Annotated in this window: 17 protein-coding genes; 7 read left to right on the top strand and 10 right to left on the bottom strand. The window is 53.7% G+C overall.

Features of this window, described 5'->3' with window-relative positions; translation table 11 throughout:
- The first annotated feature begins 304 nt into the window (after positions 1-304).
- Both A6R74_RS13645 and A6R74_RS13640 read left to right on the top strand, forming a co-directional pair.
- Entirely contained in the window at positions 305-1,498 is a 1,194-nt protein-coding gene (locus A6R74_RS13645) for a DUF898 family protein (protein ID WP_064235060.1), read from the top strand.
- The gene (locus A6R74_RS13640; RefSeq protein ID WP_064235059.1) at positions 1,498-2,601 is read left to right on the top strand and encodes a M48 family metallopeptidase; all 1,104 of its coding nucleotides are present in this window, start codon (positions 1,498-1,500) and stop codon (positions 2,599-2,601) included. Before A6R74_RS13645 ends, A6R74_RS13640 begins: the two co-directional genes overlap by 1 nt.
- 38 nt (positions 2,602-2,639) lie before the next feature.
- On the opposite strand, the gene A6R74_RS13635 is transcribed toward A6R74_RS13640, so the two are convergent.
- The gene (locus A6R74_RS13635) at positions 2,640-2,954 is read right to left on the bottom strand and encodes a hypothetical protein (protein WP_064235058.1); all 315 of its coding nucleotides are present in this window, start codon (positions 2,952-2,954) and stop codon (positions 2,640-2,642) included.
- 79 nt (positions 2,955-3,033) lie between these two features.
- Positions 3,034-3,990, bottom strand: coding sequence for an alpha/beta hydrolase (locus A6R74_RS13630; RefSeq protein ID WP_064235057.1), 957 nt, complete (start codon positions 3,988-3,990; stop codon positions 3,034-3,036).
- Positions 3,991-4,142: 152 nt separating this feature from the next.
- Between A6R74_RS13630 and A6R74_RS13625 the strand changes: the two genes are divergently transcribed.
- On the top strand, positions 4,143-5,171 hold the full coding sequence (locus A6R74_RS13625) for an acyltransferase family protein (RefSeq protein WP_064235056.1): 1,029 nt from the start codon (positions 4,143-4,145) through the stop codon (positions 5,169-5,171).
- A gap of 150 nt (positions 5,172-5,321) precedes the next feature.
- On the opposite strand, the gene A6R74_RS13620 is transcribed toward A6R74_RS13625, so the two are convergent.
- Entirely contained in the window at positions 5,322-5,945 is a 624-nt protein-coding gene (locus A6R74_RS13620) for a glycosyltransferase family A protein (RefSeq protein WP_064235055.1), read from the bottom strand.
- Positions 5,946-6,477: 532 nt separating this feature from the next.
- Here A6R74_RS13620 and glnA point away from each other — a divergent pair.
- The 4 genes from glnA (at position 6,478) to ntrC (ending at position 11,263) form a co-directional block, all read left to right on the top strand.
- Positions 6,478-7,884, top strand: coding sequence for a glutamate--ammonia ligase (gene glnA / locus A6R74_RS13615; RefSeq protein WP_064235054.1), 1,407 nt, complete (start codon positions 6,478-6,480; stop codon positions 7,882-7,884).
- Between the two features lie 82 nt (positions 7,885-7,966).
- Entirely contained in the window at positions 7,967-8,500 is a 534-nt protein-coding gene (locus A6R74_RS13610; RefSeq protein WP_240488232.1) for a DUF4124 domain-containing protein, read from the top strand.
- Positions 8,501-8,780: 280 nt separating this feature from the next.
- Positions 8,781-9,839 (top strand): nitrogen regulation protein NR(II), encoded by a 1,059-nt coding sequence (glnL, locus tag A6R74_RS13605; protein WP_064235099.1) that lies wholly within the window; start codon positions 8,781-8,783, stop codon positions 9,837-9,839.
- Positions 9,836-11,263: a nitrogen regulation protein NR(I) gene (gene ntrC / locus A6R74_RS13600; protein WP_064235053.1), complete on the top strand. Its 1,428-nt coding sequence runs from the start codon at positions 9,836-9,838 to the stop codon at positions 11,261-11,263. The genes glnL and ntrC overlap by 4 nt, the downstream gene beginning before the upstream one ends.
- 22 nt (positions 11,264-11,285) lie before the next feature.
- Here ntrC and A6R74_RS13595 read toward each other — a convergent pair whose 3' ends face one another.
- The 7 genes from A6R74_RS13595 to A6R74_RS13570 all read right to left on the bottom strand — a co-directional run bounded on the left by A6R74_RS13595 (position 11,286) and on the right by A6R74_RS13570 (position 17,394).
- Complete coding sequence (locus A6R74_RS13595) at positions 11,286-12,164, bottom strand: ChaN family lipoprotein (protein ID WP_064235052.1); 879 nt, start codon at positions 12,162-12,164, stop codon at positions 11,286-11,288.
- Complete coding sequence (locus A6R74_RS22555; protein WP_121499403.1) at positions 12,148-12,321, bottom strand: DUF6435 family protein; 174 nt, start codon at positions 12,319-12,321, stop codon at positions 12,148-12,150. Before A6R74_RS22555 ends, A6R74_RS13595 begins: the two co-directional genes overlap by 17 nt.
- Positions 12,322-12,441: 120 nt before the next feature.
- Complete coding sequence (locus tag A6R74_RS13590) at positions 12,442-12,972, bottom strand: YqiA/YcfP family alpha/beta fold hydrolase (RefSeq protein WP_082906681.1); 531 nt, start codon at positions 12,970-12,972, stop codon at positions 12,442-12,444.
- A gap of 5 nt (positions 12,973-12,977) precedes the next feature.
- A complete protein-coding gene (locus A6R74_RS13585) occupies positions 12,978-13,106 on the bottom strand; it encodes an entericidin A/B family lipoprotein (protein WP_064235051.1) in 129 nt (42 codons plus the stop codon).
- 998 nt (positions 13,107-14,104) lie between these two features.
- Positions 14,105-15,556: a sodium/glutamate symporter gene (locus tag A6R74_RS13580; protein ID WP_064235050.1), complete on the bottom strand. Its 1,452-nt coding sequence runs from the start codon at positions 15,554-15,556 to the stop codon at positions 14,105-14,107.
- 157 nt (positions 15,557-15,713) lie between these two features.
- Complete coding sequence (locus tag A6R74_RS13575; RefSeq protein ID WP_064235049.1) at positions 15,714-16,268, bottom strand: phosphatase PAP2 family protein; 555 nt, start codon at positions 16,266-16,268, stop codon at positions 15,714-15,716.
- On the bottom strand, positions 16,231-17,394 hold the full coding sequence (locus A6R74_RS13570) for a glycosyltransferase family 4 protein (RefSeq protein ID WP_064235048.1): 1,164 nt from the start codon (positions 17,392-17,394) through the stop codon (positions 16,231-16,233). Before A6R74_RS13570 ends, A6R74_RS13575 begins: the two co-directional genes overlap by 38 nt.
- Positions 17,395-17,634 lie beyond the last annotated feature (240 nt).

Here is a 17,634-nt window from a genome sequence, read left to right as displayed (position 1 = left end):
TAGGCTTACCACGCGCTACTCGGAATGTGCATGATGCGTAACAAGTGGGAAGTGTGTGTTATCGCCCAGGTAACTTGAGAACGGTGGGGGAGTTCGAGTCTCCCCATCCGTAGTGCTCTGCTTTCCAGGCCGTTCAGGTAAAAGTGGCGGATGCGGCGAGCATTGAATCCTTCTGACGATTTCTGGCGTCTAATCGCAATTAACGGCAAATCCTACTTAGTTTTCGTGCGGCATTGGGATATACTTATTTAGCTATACGCTAGATTAACTATACCGTTAACGTTAAAACATGGATCTTTCCCGCATGGATACTCATCACTTAGCGCCTGAGCCGCAAAGCGTGGCAGCTCGTCATAATCTTGATGGTCTCTCGCTTTTTTTTCTGACATTTAAAACCGGCTTACTCACTTTTATTACGCTGGGTATTTACCGGTTCTGGCAAACAACCCGTATCCGTAAGTACCTTTGGGCCTCTACAAGCGCCGATGATTCTAGCTTGGAGTACACCGGTACAGGGCTTGAAAAATTTATTGGCTTTCTCATTGCACTTGTCATCCTGGCAGGGTATCTCGGTGTTTTCCAGATGGTGCTTTTCTACTTCGGCCTGTCGTTCTTTGATGTCTCGTCAGATGCTACTAATCCGGCGGAGCAAGTCCGCTATTTAGTGGCTTTTTATGTACAGGTTATAGCTATTGTACCGCTTATCTTTTATGCCAGTTATCAAAGTCGCCGGTATATGATGGGACGCACGCGGTGGCGCGGGATCCGTTTTAGCATGGAGAAAGGGGCATGGGGCTATGTAGTTCGTGCCATTGGTTATAGGCTGCTTACCATTGTGACGCTGGGAGTGCTCGCGCCGCTGGCTACATTCAAATTAGAGCAATATATGGCTGAGCGGAGTTCCTATGGTGATATACCCATTAAGCAAGGTGGTTCCTGGATGCGTCTTTATCCAGCGCTAACGCATTTGTTTATTGGCACGGTCATTCTCTTGGTGTGTTTAGGTGTTTTTATAAGCGGGTATAACGGCCTGGCAGCAGCCCTGCTTTGTGTTGGTGGCGTCTGGGTGGCTATTGGTTTTGTGTATTACCAGGTTAAGAGTTTTGCGTATATGAATTCCCATAAGACATTAGGCGATGAGGTCAGCTTTAAGTCCGAGCCTAAAACCATTGCTGTTATCCGGATCTACTTCATTGCAGGTGTCGGGATGAGTGTGATGTTGTTGTTTATAGGGAGCGTGATGACGGCCATTTTTGATTTGGCCCTGTCGTCAGTTAATGTTGGCCTCATCGTTACTGTGTTGGGCTATGTCTTCATATTTGTGCTGTTGCAGGCAATGAAAATGGTGATGATTACGCAGCCAATACTGGAGCATTTTATCCAGACGTTCCGTATTGTTAATCCAGAGCCTTTAAACCAAATTCAGCAGCGTCAGGCAGATGATACTGTTGGCGCTGAGGGCGTGGCTGATGCACTCGATGTCGCTGGCGCGTTTTAATGTTACAAGCGCAATTCTTTGATGGCGTGACAGCCTATCGTCACGAGGTGTGCATTTCGGTTTTAGATGACCAGCAGGCGCTGGTCATCCACGCAGACTCGCTAGCTGAGCCCGTTCGCTGGGAACTTTCCGATCTTCGTGCGCTGAGTGATAGTTCGAGTACAGCGCAGCTAACCTTGACCCGTTATACCTCGTCTGTTGACGAGAGAGATCCCGCTCGGCTTATTGTCACTGACAGCGACTTCATTGCTGGGTTGCGCGCCACACAGCCTGATCTTTTCCGCCGTGATGTCCGAAAGAGAACCTGGCTGCGCATGGCAGGATGGGGAGCGGGCGCGGTGGGTGCCATTGCGCTGATGCTGTTCGTTATCTTGCCGGGCATGGCCAATATCCTGGCTGAGGCTATTCCGATTGAGCGTGAAGTTGCCTTTGGCAAAGCAGTTACCCAGCAAATCGAGTGGGTGCTAAGCAGCTCAAGTGCAAGCACGCAGCGTTGTGATTCCCCTAAGGGGATAGCGGCGCTTAATACGATGCTGGAAAGGCTGACAGCTGGGCGTGATATGCACTACGAAATTGCCGTTCAGGTTTTTGAGCATCCGGGAGTCAATGCATTTGCCGCCCCCGGCGGGCAGGTGGTTATCCTGAGTGCTTTGCTGGAGAAAGCTGAGACCCCCGAGGAGGTGGCGGGTGTTTTGGCGCATGAAATTGGTCATGTGGAGCGGCGAGACCCTATGCGGCAAGCATTACGGGCGGCGGGAGCTGCGGGGCTGCTTTCCATGGTGTTTGGGGATCTTGCGGGCGCTGCGTTGGTAAGTGAGCATTTGCTTACCGCCGCCTATAGCCGAGAGGCTGAAGTCGAGGCAGACCGTTTTGCTCTCGACATGCTCGCTGCGGCGCAGGTTGATGTAGCAGGGTTTGCCAACTTTTTTGCTCGCATTGAGGAGTTGGAAGCAGGTGATATTGCCATCCCTGAGCGTTTATCTACACACCCTGATTCCAACTGGCGCGGTGCCCAGGCCCAGCATTTTGCTGAAAGCCAAGGCGAGACCACTGCTGTCCTAACGTCAACTGAATGGGCGGCTTTGCAAGCGATTTGCGATTAAAGCGATTGATGACGCTGCATCGCAAATCGCGCAACGCTTCATGTGTCTTTTTCGTCGCCCTCCCATCTTTCCATGGCGCGTTTATCGTCGGGTACTCGGACGATGTGGCCGACTTCCAGCTTGTGGTGGCTTTGGTGGCGGCCGCCTTTGGGATCGATGATCGCGGCGACTTCGCCGATGCTGACGGCGTCATCTTCTCGGTAGGCTTCTACTTTGACGCGCACCATGGCGCCTTGATAGCGGGCGGAAATAATGTCGCCTGGGTCGGGTTGGCCGCTCTGCTCCGGGTGCTTTTTAAAGTACTGCACAATACTGGCGTTGCCGGGTTCGTCCCATTCAATATGCTGATGCATCGATGTCTTCCTTGGTTAAATAAGCGTGTTTTGAAGCGCATTGCCTTAGTGTAGTGCCTTCAACGGGGTTGTGTTCTGTTTATCCAAGGTTCTGTTCTTCCACCGCCGGTGGGCTGTTTTCCTGCCCTACGTACTGAAATAGAAAGTTGAGCGCTGCCGGTAGGCTGGCGCGCCATACCTGCCATGTGTGGCCGCCGGGGTAGAGATCAAGCCGCACATCGTTGGGTTGGATGCGTTCCATGGCTTGACGCAGGATGCGCGCGTGAAATTCCGCGTCATAAACGTCGCTACGTCCCGCGCTGATATACAGCGGCACGGGGGGAAGATCGCCCTCTTCCTCAGTACCGCGGGGAGTTACGCGTAGGCGGTAGTCTTCCAAATAGGCGGTGTAGTTAAGGCTTTGCCACAGTTCGCGATCAAACCGCCCCTGATCATTGATAAATGAGGGATGGCGCCAGGCGGTGGAGTTACGCGGCGGCAGGGGAGCATAGCTTGCGGGGCTTAACACGGCGACTGCGGCAAACAGCTCAGGCCGCTCCAGGGCGAAGTTGAGTGCCCCATAGCCGCCGGCCGAATAGCCCGCCACGCCACGCAGGTGGCGTTCTTGTCCCACGCGATAGGTTGCTTCCACGTGAGGCATTAGGTCGTTAAAAAACGCGCTACGGGCAGGTTCGTTGTGACCATCCACCCACCAACTGCGACTGCCGGGCATTATGAAAACAGCCGGTGGAATATGTCCGGCGCTAATTAACCTATCCGCCACCTGCTGTAAGTTGCCACGAGAAACCCAATCGCGGTCAGTATTAAACGAGCCGTGCAGCATATACACAACGGGATAGGCGTCTGTCGCTTGGGCGTCATAATTGTCAGGTAAATAAACGCTGTAGGGGTAGTCGTAACCTAGCGTGGGCGAGAAAAACTGATGGTGCTCAACCTCGCTGGCTAAACTATGGCCACTGAATGTTAGCCACCCAATAAATGCAGTGAGTAGGGCGTTAAATCGGTATGAAAGCAGCGGTGGCTTGGGGATGAACACGTTTCCTCCGGGAATTAAAACTGTTCAATAGGGTCGGACAGCGTGAAGGCCCTCATTGTTCATCATAGCCATATAAGACAGTCAGTTAGCATAGTTATTCATCATCGCCATTCAAAATGCCAGGGTAGGAATAGGTAGCGGCGGGAGGCCCAATGCGGAAAATTGAAGAGATCTATTGGTTGCGTGCTTACGGCTGTATGGCCGTTTTTTTGTTTCATTTACTAGATCACGTCAATCAACGCCTCGATAACGTTGCTACCGATTTGATGCGCATACCGTTGGTGTTGGGCACGCCGATTTTCCTGTTTATTGCTGTCTTTGTGTTTGCCGTTCGCTACGACAAAGCCGTGCCGGAAGGTTTTTTAGCCCAGCGTGTGAAGTATGTAATGGTGCCGTATTTTGTGTATGGCTTTATTTATTCGACGGCTGAATGGGTAAGGTTGCAGGCATCAGACGAGCCGGTAGGCTTCGTGGCCAACGCTGTTGAGTATTATATTTATGCGGGCTGGCATGGCTATTTTTTGATCATTGCCATGCAGTTTTATGCCGCCTATTGGTTGTTTACCCGCTGGCAGCTGTGGCGCTTGAACCCGGTGCCTTGGCTGTGGGGCGCTTGTGTCATCAGCATGGCGTATTGGGGCCTGGCTTATTGGTTTGACGTTGACTGGCCTGGCTACCTGCTGTGGATTGCCCCGCTGGGGTGGATCTATGTATTTTTCCTGGCGCTGGTGTTGGTGCGCTACTACCCGTTAGCTCCTGAGGGCTTGTTTCTGGCGCGGCCTGCCTGGATGCAGCAAATGGCACGCCCGGTATGGCTGGCGCTGCTGGTGGTGCTGATTATTGCCGCGACTTTTGCGGGCTGGCTGGCATTCTCTTCTAAAGAGGTGTGGGTGATTCCTTTCTTCGTGCTATTTACGCTTTGCGCCATGCGTTACTTGGCCGGGCGGCCTGCGCCTATGTGGGTGCGCCACATCAATGCGTATTCGTTTGGTATCTACTTGGCTCACCCGATGTTTTTTGTGCTTGCCGATCTGGCTATTGAGCCTTTGTCGCTACCGATAGGAGCGTATGCCCTGGTGCTTTTGGTGGTGGGCGTAGTGGGGTCGGCGTCGCTTAATAAGCTGGCCAATACCACCACGCTTGGTGCGATGCTGTTCGGCAAGCGGTTGAAGGTAAGTTAGTAAAGCAGGGTTAGTAAAACAAGGTTAGTAAAGCTAGGTTAGTGAAGATAAGCCAGTTAAAGACAAGCCAGTTAAAGACAAGCCAGTAAAGACAGCCCAGTTAAAACAGGCCGGTAAAGAAAGCGCTAGTGAGTAGCGGCAGAAAGCGTATCAGGGACGAGGCGTGCAAACCGTATCGGGTGCGTTAGGCAACGTGCGGGTAGCAGGCTCTTCTGCTTGGCTAAGCAAATGTCCGCTGTAGCTTTTCAAACGGGTGGGGAAGGCGTGTAAACGCTGCAGGAAATCATCTATCGCTCTGCTATCGTCCAGCTCAGGGTCAAAGCCGCCCAAGCGTTCAAGCCACGCTCGCCTAACGGCAATGTAGGGCGGGAATATCAAGGCGCTAACCAATAAGCGCCGTAGAATGCGTTCCGGCAGCGATGGTTGGGTGAAACCGATAATTAAGGCGTCAAGACTGTAGGTGTTGAGCTGTGGGTAGAGCGCACCCCAGAGGTCGGATGGCAGTGGTTTTTTCTGCAGCGCAATGATTAGCCACTCTGCTTGACTGGCAGACGCCGCTTTATTGAGGCGAGCCCCTAGGGGCCGCACCGGGGTAATTAGCGAGTGAGTGTGGTAACGCTGCTCGATAGCACTCAGCCGTTCTTGGGCATGAGTGGCCGTCACCAAAATAGGCAGCAAATGGTCGGCAACACCGGATTCACGTATGGATTTTAAGTGGCGTGGCAACATTTCACCCGTCACCATGGCGTCAACAATAAAGCAGACCGATCCCATTTGCCGACTCCGACTGTGAGCAAACCTATCAAATTGTAATTTATTGTAGTATCTGGTTTATTTGGGTAGCAAGTAAAAAAACTTGCGAGCCCCAAAAGAGTATTCAGTATATTTAATGCACTAAAAGTGCGCATAAATAATTATTTTTGTTCTATTTTGGTGCGTTATGGCTTTTTTAAGCGGCTTTAGAAGCCTGCTTTAACAATTATGCGTCATCAAGAGGCATTGAGATCCATTTTTTAATAGTTATAAAACAGTTAGTTGTTGTCTTTTTATGCCATATTGGTGCAGTGTTGGCATGCTCTCTGCATTATATTTGGAAGCGGCTAGCGGGCCGTAGGCATAAGCCTTGCGGCGTGCTAAAACGATAGCCGGTCTGAAATGCTCGCTGAGCGATTTGTGAAAAATGTCAGGCAAACGTTGAGCGAACAAGAATGACAAACGTGCGGTTTAGCACGTATTTTGTCGAACAACACTTTTATCGGTAGCTTACTGTCGTTAGCTTTAAGCCACGCTCATACCGGAGGACACTATGTCAGCCAAGACTCTCGCGCTAATTGAAGAACACGATGTTAAATGGGTAGACCTGCGTTTTACCGACACGCGCGGTAAAGAACAGCACGTTACCGTGCCCGCTCGCGATGTGAACGAAGAATTTTTCGAGAATGGCCAAATGTTTGATGGCTCTTCTATCGAAGGTTGGAAGGGCATCAACGAATCCGACATGATTCTGAGCCCGGAAGATGGTACAGGCTACCTCGACCCCTTCACCGAGGATGCAACGCTGGTTCTGCGTTGCGACATCATCGAGCCGGCCACTATGCAGGGCTACGATCGTGATCCGCGCTCCATCGCCAAGCGCGCTGAAGCTTATCTAGAGTCTACGGGTCTGGGTGATACCGCGTTTTTCGGTCCTGAGCCTGAGTTTTTCATCTTTGACGAAGTGCATTGGAAGTCTGACATTCAGGGTTCCATGTATAAAATCACTTCTGACGAAGGTGCCTGGGCAACCAATAGTCAGGTAGAAGGCGGCAACTTAGGTCACCGTCCGCGCGTTAAAGGCGGCTACTTCCCGGTTCCTCCGGTGGACAGCTTCCACGATATTCGTGGTGCGATGTGTAATACCCTGGAAGCGATTGGTCAGACCGTCGAGGTTCACCACCACGAGGTTGCTAACGCGGGTCAGAACGAAATCGGCGTCAAATTCAACACGCTGGTGAAGAAAGCTGACGAAGTTCAGGAAATGAAGTACGTGATCCACAACGTAGCGCATGCTTACGGCAAAACGGCGACCTTTATGCCGAAGCCGCTGGTAGGTGATAACGGTTCGGGTATGCACGTGCACCAGTCGTTCTGGAAAGATGGCCAAAACCAGTTTGCCGGTGACGAGTACGCGGGCCTGTCTGAAATGGCGCTTTTCTATATCGGCGGCATCATCAAGCACGCTCGTGCACTGAACGCCTTTACTAACGCTTCTACTAACTCTTACAAGCGTCTGGTGCCAGGTTTTGAAGCGCCGGTTATGCTGGCTTACAGCGCCCGCAACCGTTCTGCTTCAATCCGTATTCCCTACACGGCAAGCCCGAAAGGCAAACGCGTAGAAGCGCGCTTCCCTGATCCGACTGCCAACCCTTACCTGGCTTTCTCTGCCATGTTGATGGCCGGTATCGACGGCATCAAGAATAAGATCCATCCTGGCGACGCCATGGACAAAAACCTGTACGACCTGCCGCCAGAAGAAGGCAAGTTAGTACCGACTGTCGCGCACAGCCTGGATCAAGCACTGGAAGCCCTCGACGCTGACCGTGCATTCTTGACCGAAGGTGGCGTGTTCACCGACGAAATGATCGATGCCTACATTGAACTCAAGATGGAAGAAGTGGAGCGTATCCGTATGACCACGCACCCGATTGAGTTTGATATGTACTACAGCTGTTAATGAGTAACGGTGATTGTTAATAGAACCCCGCTCCGGCGGGGTTTTTTATTACTGGGGGCTGAGCAGCGCTGCAAGGGGCGCGATGAGCATTAATACAGTAGCGATGCGCGGCGTGCGGGTAGCCCTGTTGGGCGCAGCGCTCGCTGGCAGTGCAGCAACGGCGTTCGGGCAAACGGTTTACCGGGTGACCGATGAGCACGGCAACGTTACCTTCACCGATAACCCTGGCCGCGGTGGCGAGGCCTTGGAGTTGACGCCGTTGCCAAGCCTGCCGCCTGGGTTAAACGCTGCGCTCGCCAATCCTAGCGCCCCAACACCGGCTGCTGCACGACTGCGCGGTAAACCGGGGCAGCCCTTTATGCCCTATGACCACTTCTCGATTGCGCTGCCCCAGCAGGGCGCACGGGTGGAAAACGGTATGACCGCGGTGGAAGTGGCTATTGCGCCACCGCTGCGCGACGACCACCAGGTACGGCTGCTAGTGAATGGCGATATTAGCCAGACAGCGCTGCACAGCGACGTTTTCTGGCTAACGGGGCTTGCGCAGGGCGGCACGAACTTCAGGCAGAGTTGCTGGATAGCCACCAACGTTTGCAGCACCGTACAGCAGCCGTGACGATTACGGTGCCTTAATGCTCGTTTCTTAAACGCGGTTTATGAGTAAATCCGGCATTAAAATTCCCTTCCATCGCCTGCATGCACTAAAGTGGTGCATCAATAGGTGCATTTGCCGTTGTGGGTGCGCTAAAACGATTCGTCCCTGTACCCGGCGATGCCCGCAAGCCGTGCAACTGGGCATAGATGCATAGTTGGCGCGCTTTTTGCAGTTCCCTCATTGATCATCCACCTGTAGGTCTGTAACGGCGATGGAAGACGTGATTTTTCAGGACACCACCATGCATCAGCGTTTGCTTGAACATCTCACCACGGCGGTATTGCTGCTAGACGGCGAGCTGCGTGTGCGCTGGATGAACCCTGCCGCTGAAGCGTTGTTAGCGGTCAGCCTTAGCCGTGTTCACGGGATCAGCCTGGATACGCTGCTCGGCGGGGATGAAAGTATTGACGATGTATTGGCCAAGGCGCGGGATGCGTTTCACCCTTATACCCAGCGCGAAGCGCGCATTACGCCGCTTAATAGTGAACCGCTTACGGTTGACTACACGGTGACGCCGCTATCTGACGATGAGTTGCTGTTAGAAGTTGAGCCGCGGGATCGCTTGATGCAGATCTCCCGTGAAGAAGCGCTCACCACCCGTCAGGAGACCATCAAGGTGCTTGCCCGCGGGCTTGCCCACGAAGTCAAAAATCCCCTGGGCGGCATCCGTGGTGCCGCCCAGCTATTAGAGCGGGATCTGGACGACCCGGCGCTGCGCGAATATACCCATATCATTGTGGAAGAGGTGGATAGACTGCGCGATTTGGTCGACTCCATGCTTGGCCCTAACCGTATTCTTAAGCACGAGCCGGTCAATATTCACAAAGTGCTTGAGCGGGTGCGAGCGCTGCTGATTGCCGAGCACCCTTGCGTAACGATCAGCCGCGATTATGACCCCAGCCTGCCCGACCTTTCCGGCGATGAGGCGCAAATGATTCAGGCGGTGCTCAATGTGGCTCGCAATGCGGTGCAGGCCATGAGCGATGCGCAAACGCCGGAGCCTTCTTTAATACTGCGTACCCGCGCCCGCCGCCAATTTACCCTTGGCGCTGAACGCCACCGACTGGTCAGTGAAGTTGCGGTGATCGATAACGGCCCCGGCATTCCCGTTGCGCTGCAGGAAACGCTGTTTTACCCCATGGTGTCGGGGCGTGCGGAAGGCAGCGGACTTGGGCTCTCTATCGCCCAGTCGATTTTGCACCAACATCAAGGATTGATCGAATGCGACTCACGCCCTGGACACACCGAATTTCGTTTACTGATTCCCATGGTTATTAATTTCACCGGAGAAGCGTCATGACTGAGGCTGCACGTAATGATGTTGCGCGGGTGGTCATTGTCGATGATGACCGCGCTATCCGCTGGGTGCTGGAGCGCGCATTAGCGCAACCCGACCTGGACGTTGAGTGTATTGAGCGCGCCGACGTTGCCCTGACGCGTTTGCTGGAAAGCCCTCCGGACGTGCTGGTCACCGATATTCGTATGCCGGGTATCGACGGACTTGATCTGATGGCGCGCGTGCGCGAGGCGCATCCCGACCTGCCGGTGATCGTGATGACCGCGCACTCCGACCTGGACAGCGCCGTGGCTTCTTATCAAGGTGGGGCATTTGAATACCTGCCCAAGCCGTTTGATGTTGACGAGGCTCTGGCACTGGTGCGTCGCGCCGTGGCCCACGCCCGTGAACGTCAGCGTCCGGTCACCGTGCCAGAAGGGTTAAACGCTGAGATTATTGGCGAAGCGCCGGCGATGCAGGAGGTGTTTCGCGCGATTGGTCGCCTTTCCCACTCTCACATCACGGTGTTGATTAACGGCGAGTCGGGTACCGGTAAAGAGCGCGTTGCCCAGGCGCTTCACCAGCATAGCCCGCGGGCGGGTAAGCCCTTTATCGCGCTCAACATGGCGGCCATTCCCCGCGATTTGATTGAGTCTGAGCTGTTTGGTCACGAGAAAGGCGCCTTTACGGGGGCGGCCCAGCAGCGCCAGGGGCGCTTTGAGCAGGCCAATGGCGGCACGCTGTTTTTAGACGAAATAGGCGATATGCCCTCTGAAACCCAAACGCGCTTACTGCGTGTATTGGCCGATGGGGAGTTCTATCGCGTTGGTGGACATACACCGGTCAAAGTGGACGTACGTATCATCGCCGCTACCCACCAAAATCTGGAAGTGCTGGTGGACGACGGTCGCTTCAGGGAGGATTTGTTTCACCGCCTGAACGTGATCCGTATCCACCTGCCCAAGCTTGCCGAGCGGCGGGAAGATATTCCCCGCTTAACCCGACACTTTTTAGCCGAGGCGGCGAAAGAGCTGACCACCGATATCAAGGTGCTGACCAGCGAAGCCGAGGCTCATCTGACACGCTTGCCGTGGCCCGGCAACGTGCGTCAGTTAGAGAATATCTGCCGCTGGCTAACCGTGATGGCCTCGGGGCGTGAAATTCTGGTCGAAGATCTACCGCCGGAACTGCGTTCTACCAGCGCTTCCGAGAGTAGTGCCCACGGCGATTGGCGCACAGCGTTTCGCGATTGGGCGGATCATGCTCTGGCCGAGGGCCATACCCACCTGTTGGAAGAAGCGGTGCCGGATTTTGAGCGGATTCTGATTGAGACGGCGTTAAAACACACCGGTGGACGCAAAGGTGAAGCTGCCGAGCTGCTAGGCTGGGGGCGCAATACGCTCACGCGTAAACTGAAAACGTTGCTACCGGCACTCGCTGACGAGTAATTATTAGAAGTCAGACAGACTCCTAGTCGTCAGCGAGTATATATACCGCATCGGCTAGGGTGGGGTCGGGCAAGGTGCAGTCGCTCATTTGCCATGGCAGCAGGCTAATGGTGTCGTTAATGCCCATGGCATTGAGCTGATAGGCAACGCCTTCGTTGTAGGTCACATGGCCTAGCCCCATTAGGCCCACCGCCAGGGCGCCGCTCTCTGTGGCTTCGGCCAAGCGCTGGGCCATGGCGGTATCCCAGGTGAGCTGCGCCTGAATAAAACGCTCAAGCGATTCCGGGTCATCACCCATGGCGTGCTGATTAAACACCTCGGTGAGCCGTGAGCGGTAACTGGCGCTGGCGGGCTGTGGCGCCGGGATCGCAAAGCGCTCATCCGCGGGTACGCGCTCCCAGCCATCAGTGAACAGCCGCTGGCGCAGCTCTGGGGCGATATTAAGCGCGACCAACGGTATCTGTGCCATTCGGGCAAACGCTAAAATCGGCATATACAGGGCTGAATCAAACCCCCAGGCCTCGTCCCACTGGGTTTGTTCAAGCAGCGTATTGTCATCCAATTCACCGGCTATCCAGGCATCCAGAGCAGGCTGAGCGCTGCGCGGTAGCATTTCCAGGCCAATCACTAAATCATCGCGAAGGGCATGCAATCCCGCTAGGGTATGCAACTGCCAGCGGTGATGGGCAATGTCATCGTGCTGTTCACCGAGCAATACCACCTGCTGCTGGGCCGCCGTAGTTAGCAAATCGCTGTTCGCGAGCGGCCGCTCATTCTGCCACCACTGCCCTGGGCTGGGGCACCCCGCCAGCGCTACGCTGGTCTGTAGGCTAACAAGCGCAAAAGCCGCGAGTAAGCTGTAGCGTTGTCTACTGCCGAAACGACTATTCTGTCGCTTCAATGCGCCGTATCTCGGCAAGCAACGCTTCTGCTTCTTCGGTAAGCGTGGCATTGGCGCGCATATCGCCATTGCGTGAAGCCTCCATGGCCGCTTGAAGTTTACGCTCATACTCTTGCTGAAGTTTCTTTTTGGGGTCGCGCTTAAACATGCCTAACATGAGCAATCTCCTTTCTCTATAAGCTCTAGAGCTATATAAACTCTGGTGCAATATCCGCTTTTATGTACACCATTTGTATAGGTTTTGAGTGCTCGTGTCGAATGTTTGTTTTATCTAGGTTTACGAAGCGTATTGTTCAGGCGCGCTGCACTGACGTAAAAAGCGCTCAAAATCGCACAAAATAGTCTCCAGGCTGGCATGCAAACGATGATCGTCGTCTACCATTCGCAGCGATAGACGCTGCAGGCGGGCCCGCTCAATGACCGGTTCCGGGGCGACGACATCATCCCGCCAGCCGTGAATGATATGCGTGTGCCGGGCCTGAATAGTCGGTGACGTTTCTGGGTAGTCGGCTAAGCCTAGCGCGGGTGCCAGCAGAAAGCAGCCCAACACCGGCTGTTGTGCACTCACCGCCGCGCTTAGCCAGCCCCCCAAACTTGAGCCTGCCAGCACACACCGGGCAGGGTCGTCACCGCGCTCGGCTAATACCCTCAGCAGATGTTGCAGGCGCAGCTTAGGCTCTGCTATGTCTCGATAGTCCATGACCACCGGTTCACAGTCATCCAGCTTTTCCGCTACGCCTTTCAGCGCCTGGGTTTTTAGTGCTCCTGGCCCGCTCTCAAGGCCATGGGATAAATAAACAGTCATCATAGCGTTTAACTCGCTGCACGCTGGATGGCTTCGCCACCCTGTTCAAGGTCTTCACCCGCACCGCGGAGGGTATTACAGCCACTGACCAGCATTAGGGCGATGATGAGTATGCTTAGAGCAACTGGACGTTTCATATAGCTCTCCTCGAACGTATGGGGTCAACCGTAGGAAGTAAAGAGGCGGCTTTTGAAGCCTGAAATTTGGTGACAAGCTGAGTGATAATTTAGGGCCTGTTGACGTTTCATTCACGGCCGCGATGAAACGTCAACAGGCCCTAGCCAAAATAATACTTGCGCGGACTTTTCGCTATAGCCCAGCTGGAAAAGTGTGCCCCTAAGGCCTGTGCTCATGTCGCATGTGCCACTTCTATACATGGTAAAGAGGGTTGAAATAGATTTTCTTATCAATTGTTATTTTTATAAGGTGCTGTTTATTAATAGCTTTTGTTTATATTGGCATGGGTTGGCTCACTGCCTGCATGTACTTATGTGAGTGTTTAAGCGCTAGCCAGTTAGCTAAAAATTCAGTTACTTAGCACTAGCCATTTTGAAATGTTTAACCAGTAACTGAGTGAGTGGGCTGACAAGCAAAAGGAAGGCAGGACGCCGAAAGACCAACAGGATGTTAAAGGACAATTAGCCCACTCACTGGTTACAGCGCAGGGAGGCGCTGTTCATCAAACACAGGAGTGGACTGATGCGAAACGACCATCTCATGAAAATGAGGTGGTTTTTTCGCGTGCGTAATTTTTAATAAGTCATTAATTTTAAATTACTTTTTCGACGAGTCTTGTTATGCGGTACCTGCACGGATCGCTACCGCACAGATTAATGGATTGTTTTAGTCTATCCTTCGATGAAATCAAAATGCTGCGGTTAGAAAACGTCAACGTAACGACCGCTTACTATCAGGGACAAGATTATGGCAATGGCATTGATGTTGTGCATGTTTGTTTTGTTCTTAGGGTTCTCAGGACTGGGCGTGTATATGATGTTTAAGACATCATTCATGGCTAGAGCTGATGAGTGTGATGATATGCCGCCCGATATCTAACTTTTTGCTTTGAAAGGAAAAACTGAAACGCCCGCTGATGCGGGCGTTTCAGTTTTTGAGGCCGAGCTTTTGGATCGGGTTAGTTTTTCCAGCGGCCCTTCCCGCGATCTGGCACCATGCGTCCGAAATAGAGCAAGCCAAACGCGAGCCATCCGACTGTTAATAAGGCGGCAAAAATCAGTACGGCTAAGGCGCCAAATTCGGCAATCAGTGGTAAGGCCGCGGCTGTAAAAAGCCCACCACCCACAATCGGTTCAAACATAAGCTGTTTATAGCCAAAGCTCTCTAGCGCGCCAGACTCGTTCTTGGGGTCTGCCATGCGCATCAACAGCAGGCCGGTAACGGTCACCCCCATTGATTGCCCAAAATCGCCTACCCCTCGCTCAAACCAGTTTTCTGGAATCACTCGGGGCGCTATAACGATCAGCACGAACAGTCCCCAGGCAATTCCCGTCACAGCGAGCAGCAAAAAGGGCAGGAAGTACTCGCCTAAAGTAGTCAGTGAAAGAGTGGCGAGTGCGGCCACGATAGTAAAGTCCAGCGCGGTGCCTGCAATGCGCGACATGGTACGGCTAGATACATGGCGTTCTAATCCAAACCGCATCACAATCAGTTGCACAATTACCCCACCAATCATGGCAATAGGGAAAAGCGGCACATGGGCGAGGATTTCCAAGCCGCCGTCACGTGCCCAGGTGACTTGCTCAATCCATTGCAAGCCCGACAGTATTAGCCAGCCGATCACAATAGCGATACCCACTAAACCGATATGTAGGCTGAGCGGATCGGTGGTGCCTGACTCTTGCACCAGATCTTTTTTAAATTCGCTGAACTCTGCGGTAGAAGGGCGCTCATCTTCACGCATTAACTCATCGGGATCTTCTGGCTGTTGGTTATCATCATTGAGTTTGATGATGCCGCGGCGCGCGGCAATATTAATCAGTAGCGTACCAATCAGTACCCCTGAGACGATGCCTACTGTCGCCAGCCCTAGGGCTAGATCGGCGCCTTCTTCAAAGCCCAATTCAGTGAAAGTGTCGGCCATGCCCGCTGCGGTGCCATGGCCGCCTTCAAAGCCAATTTCGATTAATGCCCCCACCATAGGGTTCATATTAAACACCGGCACCAACACCAGCAGCGCCAAGCTCAACCCAACCACATACTGGCCCCACGCCATGGTTTGGCCGACGACGACTTGCGGCCCTGCGCGCAACCAAATCGTCCTGAGTCCGGGAATCGCTTTTCCAATAAACAATGCCGCGAAGACAACATTAATCAATAGCCCCGGCAGCGCTGCCCAGCTCTCCTGCACATAGGCAGGAAACAGTCCGGGGCTTTCTTCAAAAAAAGTGGGTAGAGCTCGGCCCAGCACATCAGGGCCCATCAGTAAAAGCAGTAAGCCGCCAATGACGGAGCTAGGTAGGAAGAGTCGTCTTAACCAGGGAAGCCATAGACGCAGTACATTACTGGCTAAAAGCACTAACGCAATGGTGACTAGCGCTATAAATAATTCACCAACCGTCATGGTCATCACATCACTCCTTGATGCTGACACGCCGCGATTAATGCTGGGCGGGTGCGTTTAGAAAAGACAAGGTTGGATTAACCATAGCGCTTAGTGGCCAATTACGCGAAAACAGTCATGCGAAAGCAGTTATGGAAATGCAGTTATGGGAAAACAGGGAGCATTACCCCATCCAATACAGGCTGGCCAAGGCAAAAGCGTAGCCCATCGCGGCTCCTGCCAGTACATCGCTTACGTAGTGCAGCCCTAACCCGACCCGTGAGATCGCTATCAGTAGTGTTAATGGCAACACCACTGGCAGCAGCCAGGGCGTGTGGGCGGCGACTAAGACGCTAAACATCACCGCGTGCATGGTGTGGCCGCTGGGGAAGCTGTAACGGTCGCGGGCCGGTTCACAGCACTCAATGCCACCACCGTCCATGCCCTCTCCGTAAGTAATAAAGGGCCGTTCACGGCATAAGCGGGTTTTCACCAGCCGATAAACGGCCACGGCAAACAGGGCGATAACGCTGTATTGCAAAACACGCCAGGCGCCATTGGGCTGAAGCCAGGGCTGGGCGAGAATCAGTAGCACCCAAACAGGCCAATCGCCTAAACGGCTGGCGGCCTGAAGCGTGATGCGCCAGGGGCGGTAGATCGATAGCCGCGATATGCGCTGGCAGAGCTGCCACTCCAACAGGTCAAGACGGTCGAATACGACAAGCGGACGCGGGCGCATGATGAGCCTCCTGGGCTTGGTTTAAATAACGCAAAAATTGCTCGGCAATACCCGTCCAACTCTGCTCAAGTGCGCGTAAGCGCGCCACTCGGCCTAAACGAGCGTAGTCAGCGGGGTGTTGGCATAGTTCCACCGCGGCCTGTTGAAACGCGCTGCTATTGCCAGCCGGCACGGTGACGCCGTTATGGCCGCTGTGAATCAGTTCGGCGCTGGCCGCATGGTCATAGGCCACCACGGCCAAGCCGCTGGCCATGGCTTCTGCCACCACATTGCCCCAGGTTTCGGAAAGTGAAGGGAAAATAAACATATCGGCGCTGGCATAGTGGCGCGCAAGCGATTCTTGCCCCACAAAACCGGTAAAATGGGCATCGGGAAGTGCCTTCTCCAACTGTGCCCGTGCGGGGCCATCGCCGACGATCACCTGGGCGATATCGGGGCGCACCTCGCGCATGGCCTGAAAGCTTTCATGTAGCAAGGTGAGGTTTTTTTCTGCGGCTAATCGGCCAACATAAAGCGCCACCGGCTGATGCTCGCTTACCCCCCAGCCTTTGCGTAATGCAGGGTCACGGTGGGCGGGTGAGAAGCGCTCACCATCCAACCCCCGTGACAGCACATGGACATCTCGTATCCCCTGACGCTGCAGCGCTTTTGCCTGCTGGTGTGTAGGCACTAAGGTCAGATCGCAGCCGTTATGGAAGTAGCGCAGGTAGCGCCGTGTGGTCGAGGCTAGCCAGTTGACGCCGTAATCTTCACAGTAGTGGTCAAAGTTAGTGTGCCAGCCCGCTACCAAAGGAATATTGAGCTGCCGCGCCGCTTGGCGGGCCGCCCAGCCTAGAGGGCCCTGGGTGGCAACGTAGATTATGTTTGGCCGATGCTTACGCCAAAAGCGGCGCAGCGTGGCGGGCCTGACTAGCCCCACCTGTACATCGGTGTAACCGGGTAAGGCAAAGCGCTGCACCTGTAGTTCGCGGTTAATACCGGTCGCATTACCCGCGCCCCTTGGGCGTGGGCGAACCACATCAACCGGCACTCCTTGCCGGTTAAGTTCATAGCTTAGCCGGCTTAGCGTATGGGCAACGCCATTGATGTCCGGTGACCATGTTTCACTAACGATGCAGAGCCGCATAAGCGATTCATCCCTTTATCACGTTTTCAAACAGTGTGGGCGGGGCGAATGACACTGCCGAGACAAACAAGTGAATAAGTGATGACACGCTTAAATAGGTTGTAGGATAAGGGCAACAGTTTTATTTGAAGGTCAGTGCTGAGCATCCGTTCTTAGGGTCATTGCTTAGTGCCCATTTTAATACCAGTTCTTAATATCAGTGAAATGTTAAATTTGAATGGCATTTTTATTAAAAAGTAT

The organism is Halomonas sp. ALS9 (assembly GCF_001651035.1).
Classification (GTDB): Bacteria; Pseudomonadota; Gammaproteobacteria; order Pseudomonadales; family Halomonadaceae; genus Vreelandella.
Note: the sequence above shows the minus strand (reverse complement) of the source record. Positions and strands in the feature narration are given on the sequence as shown.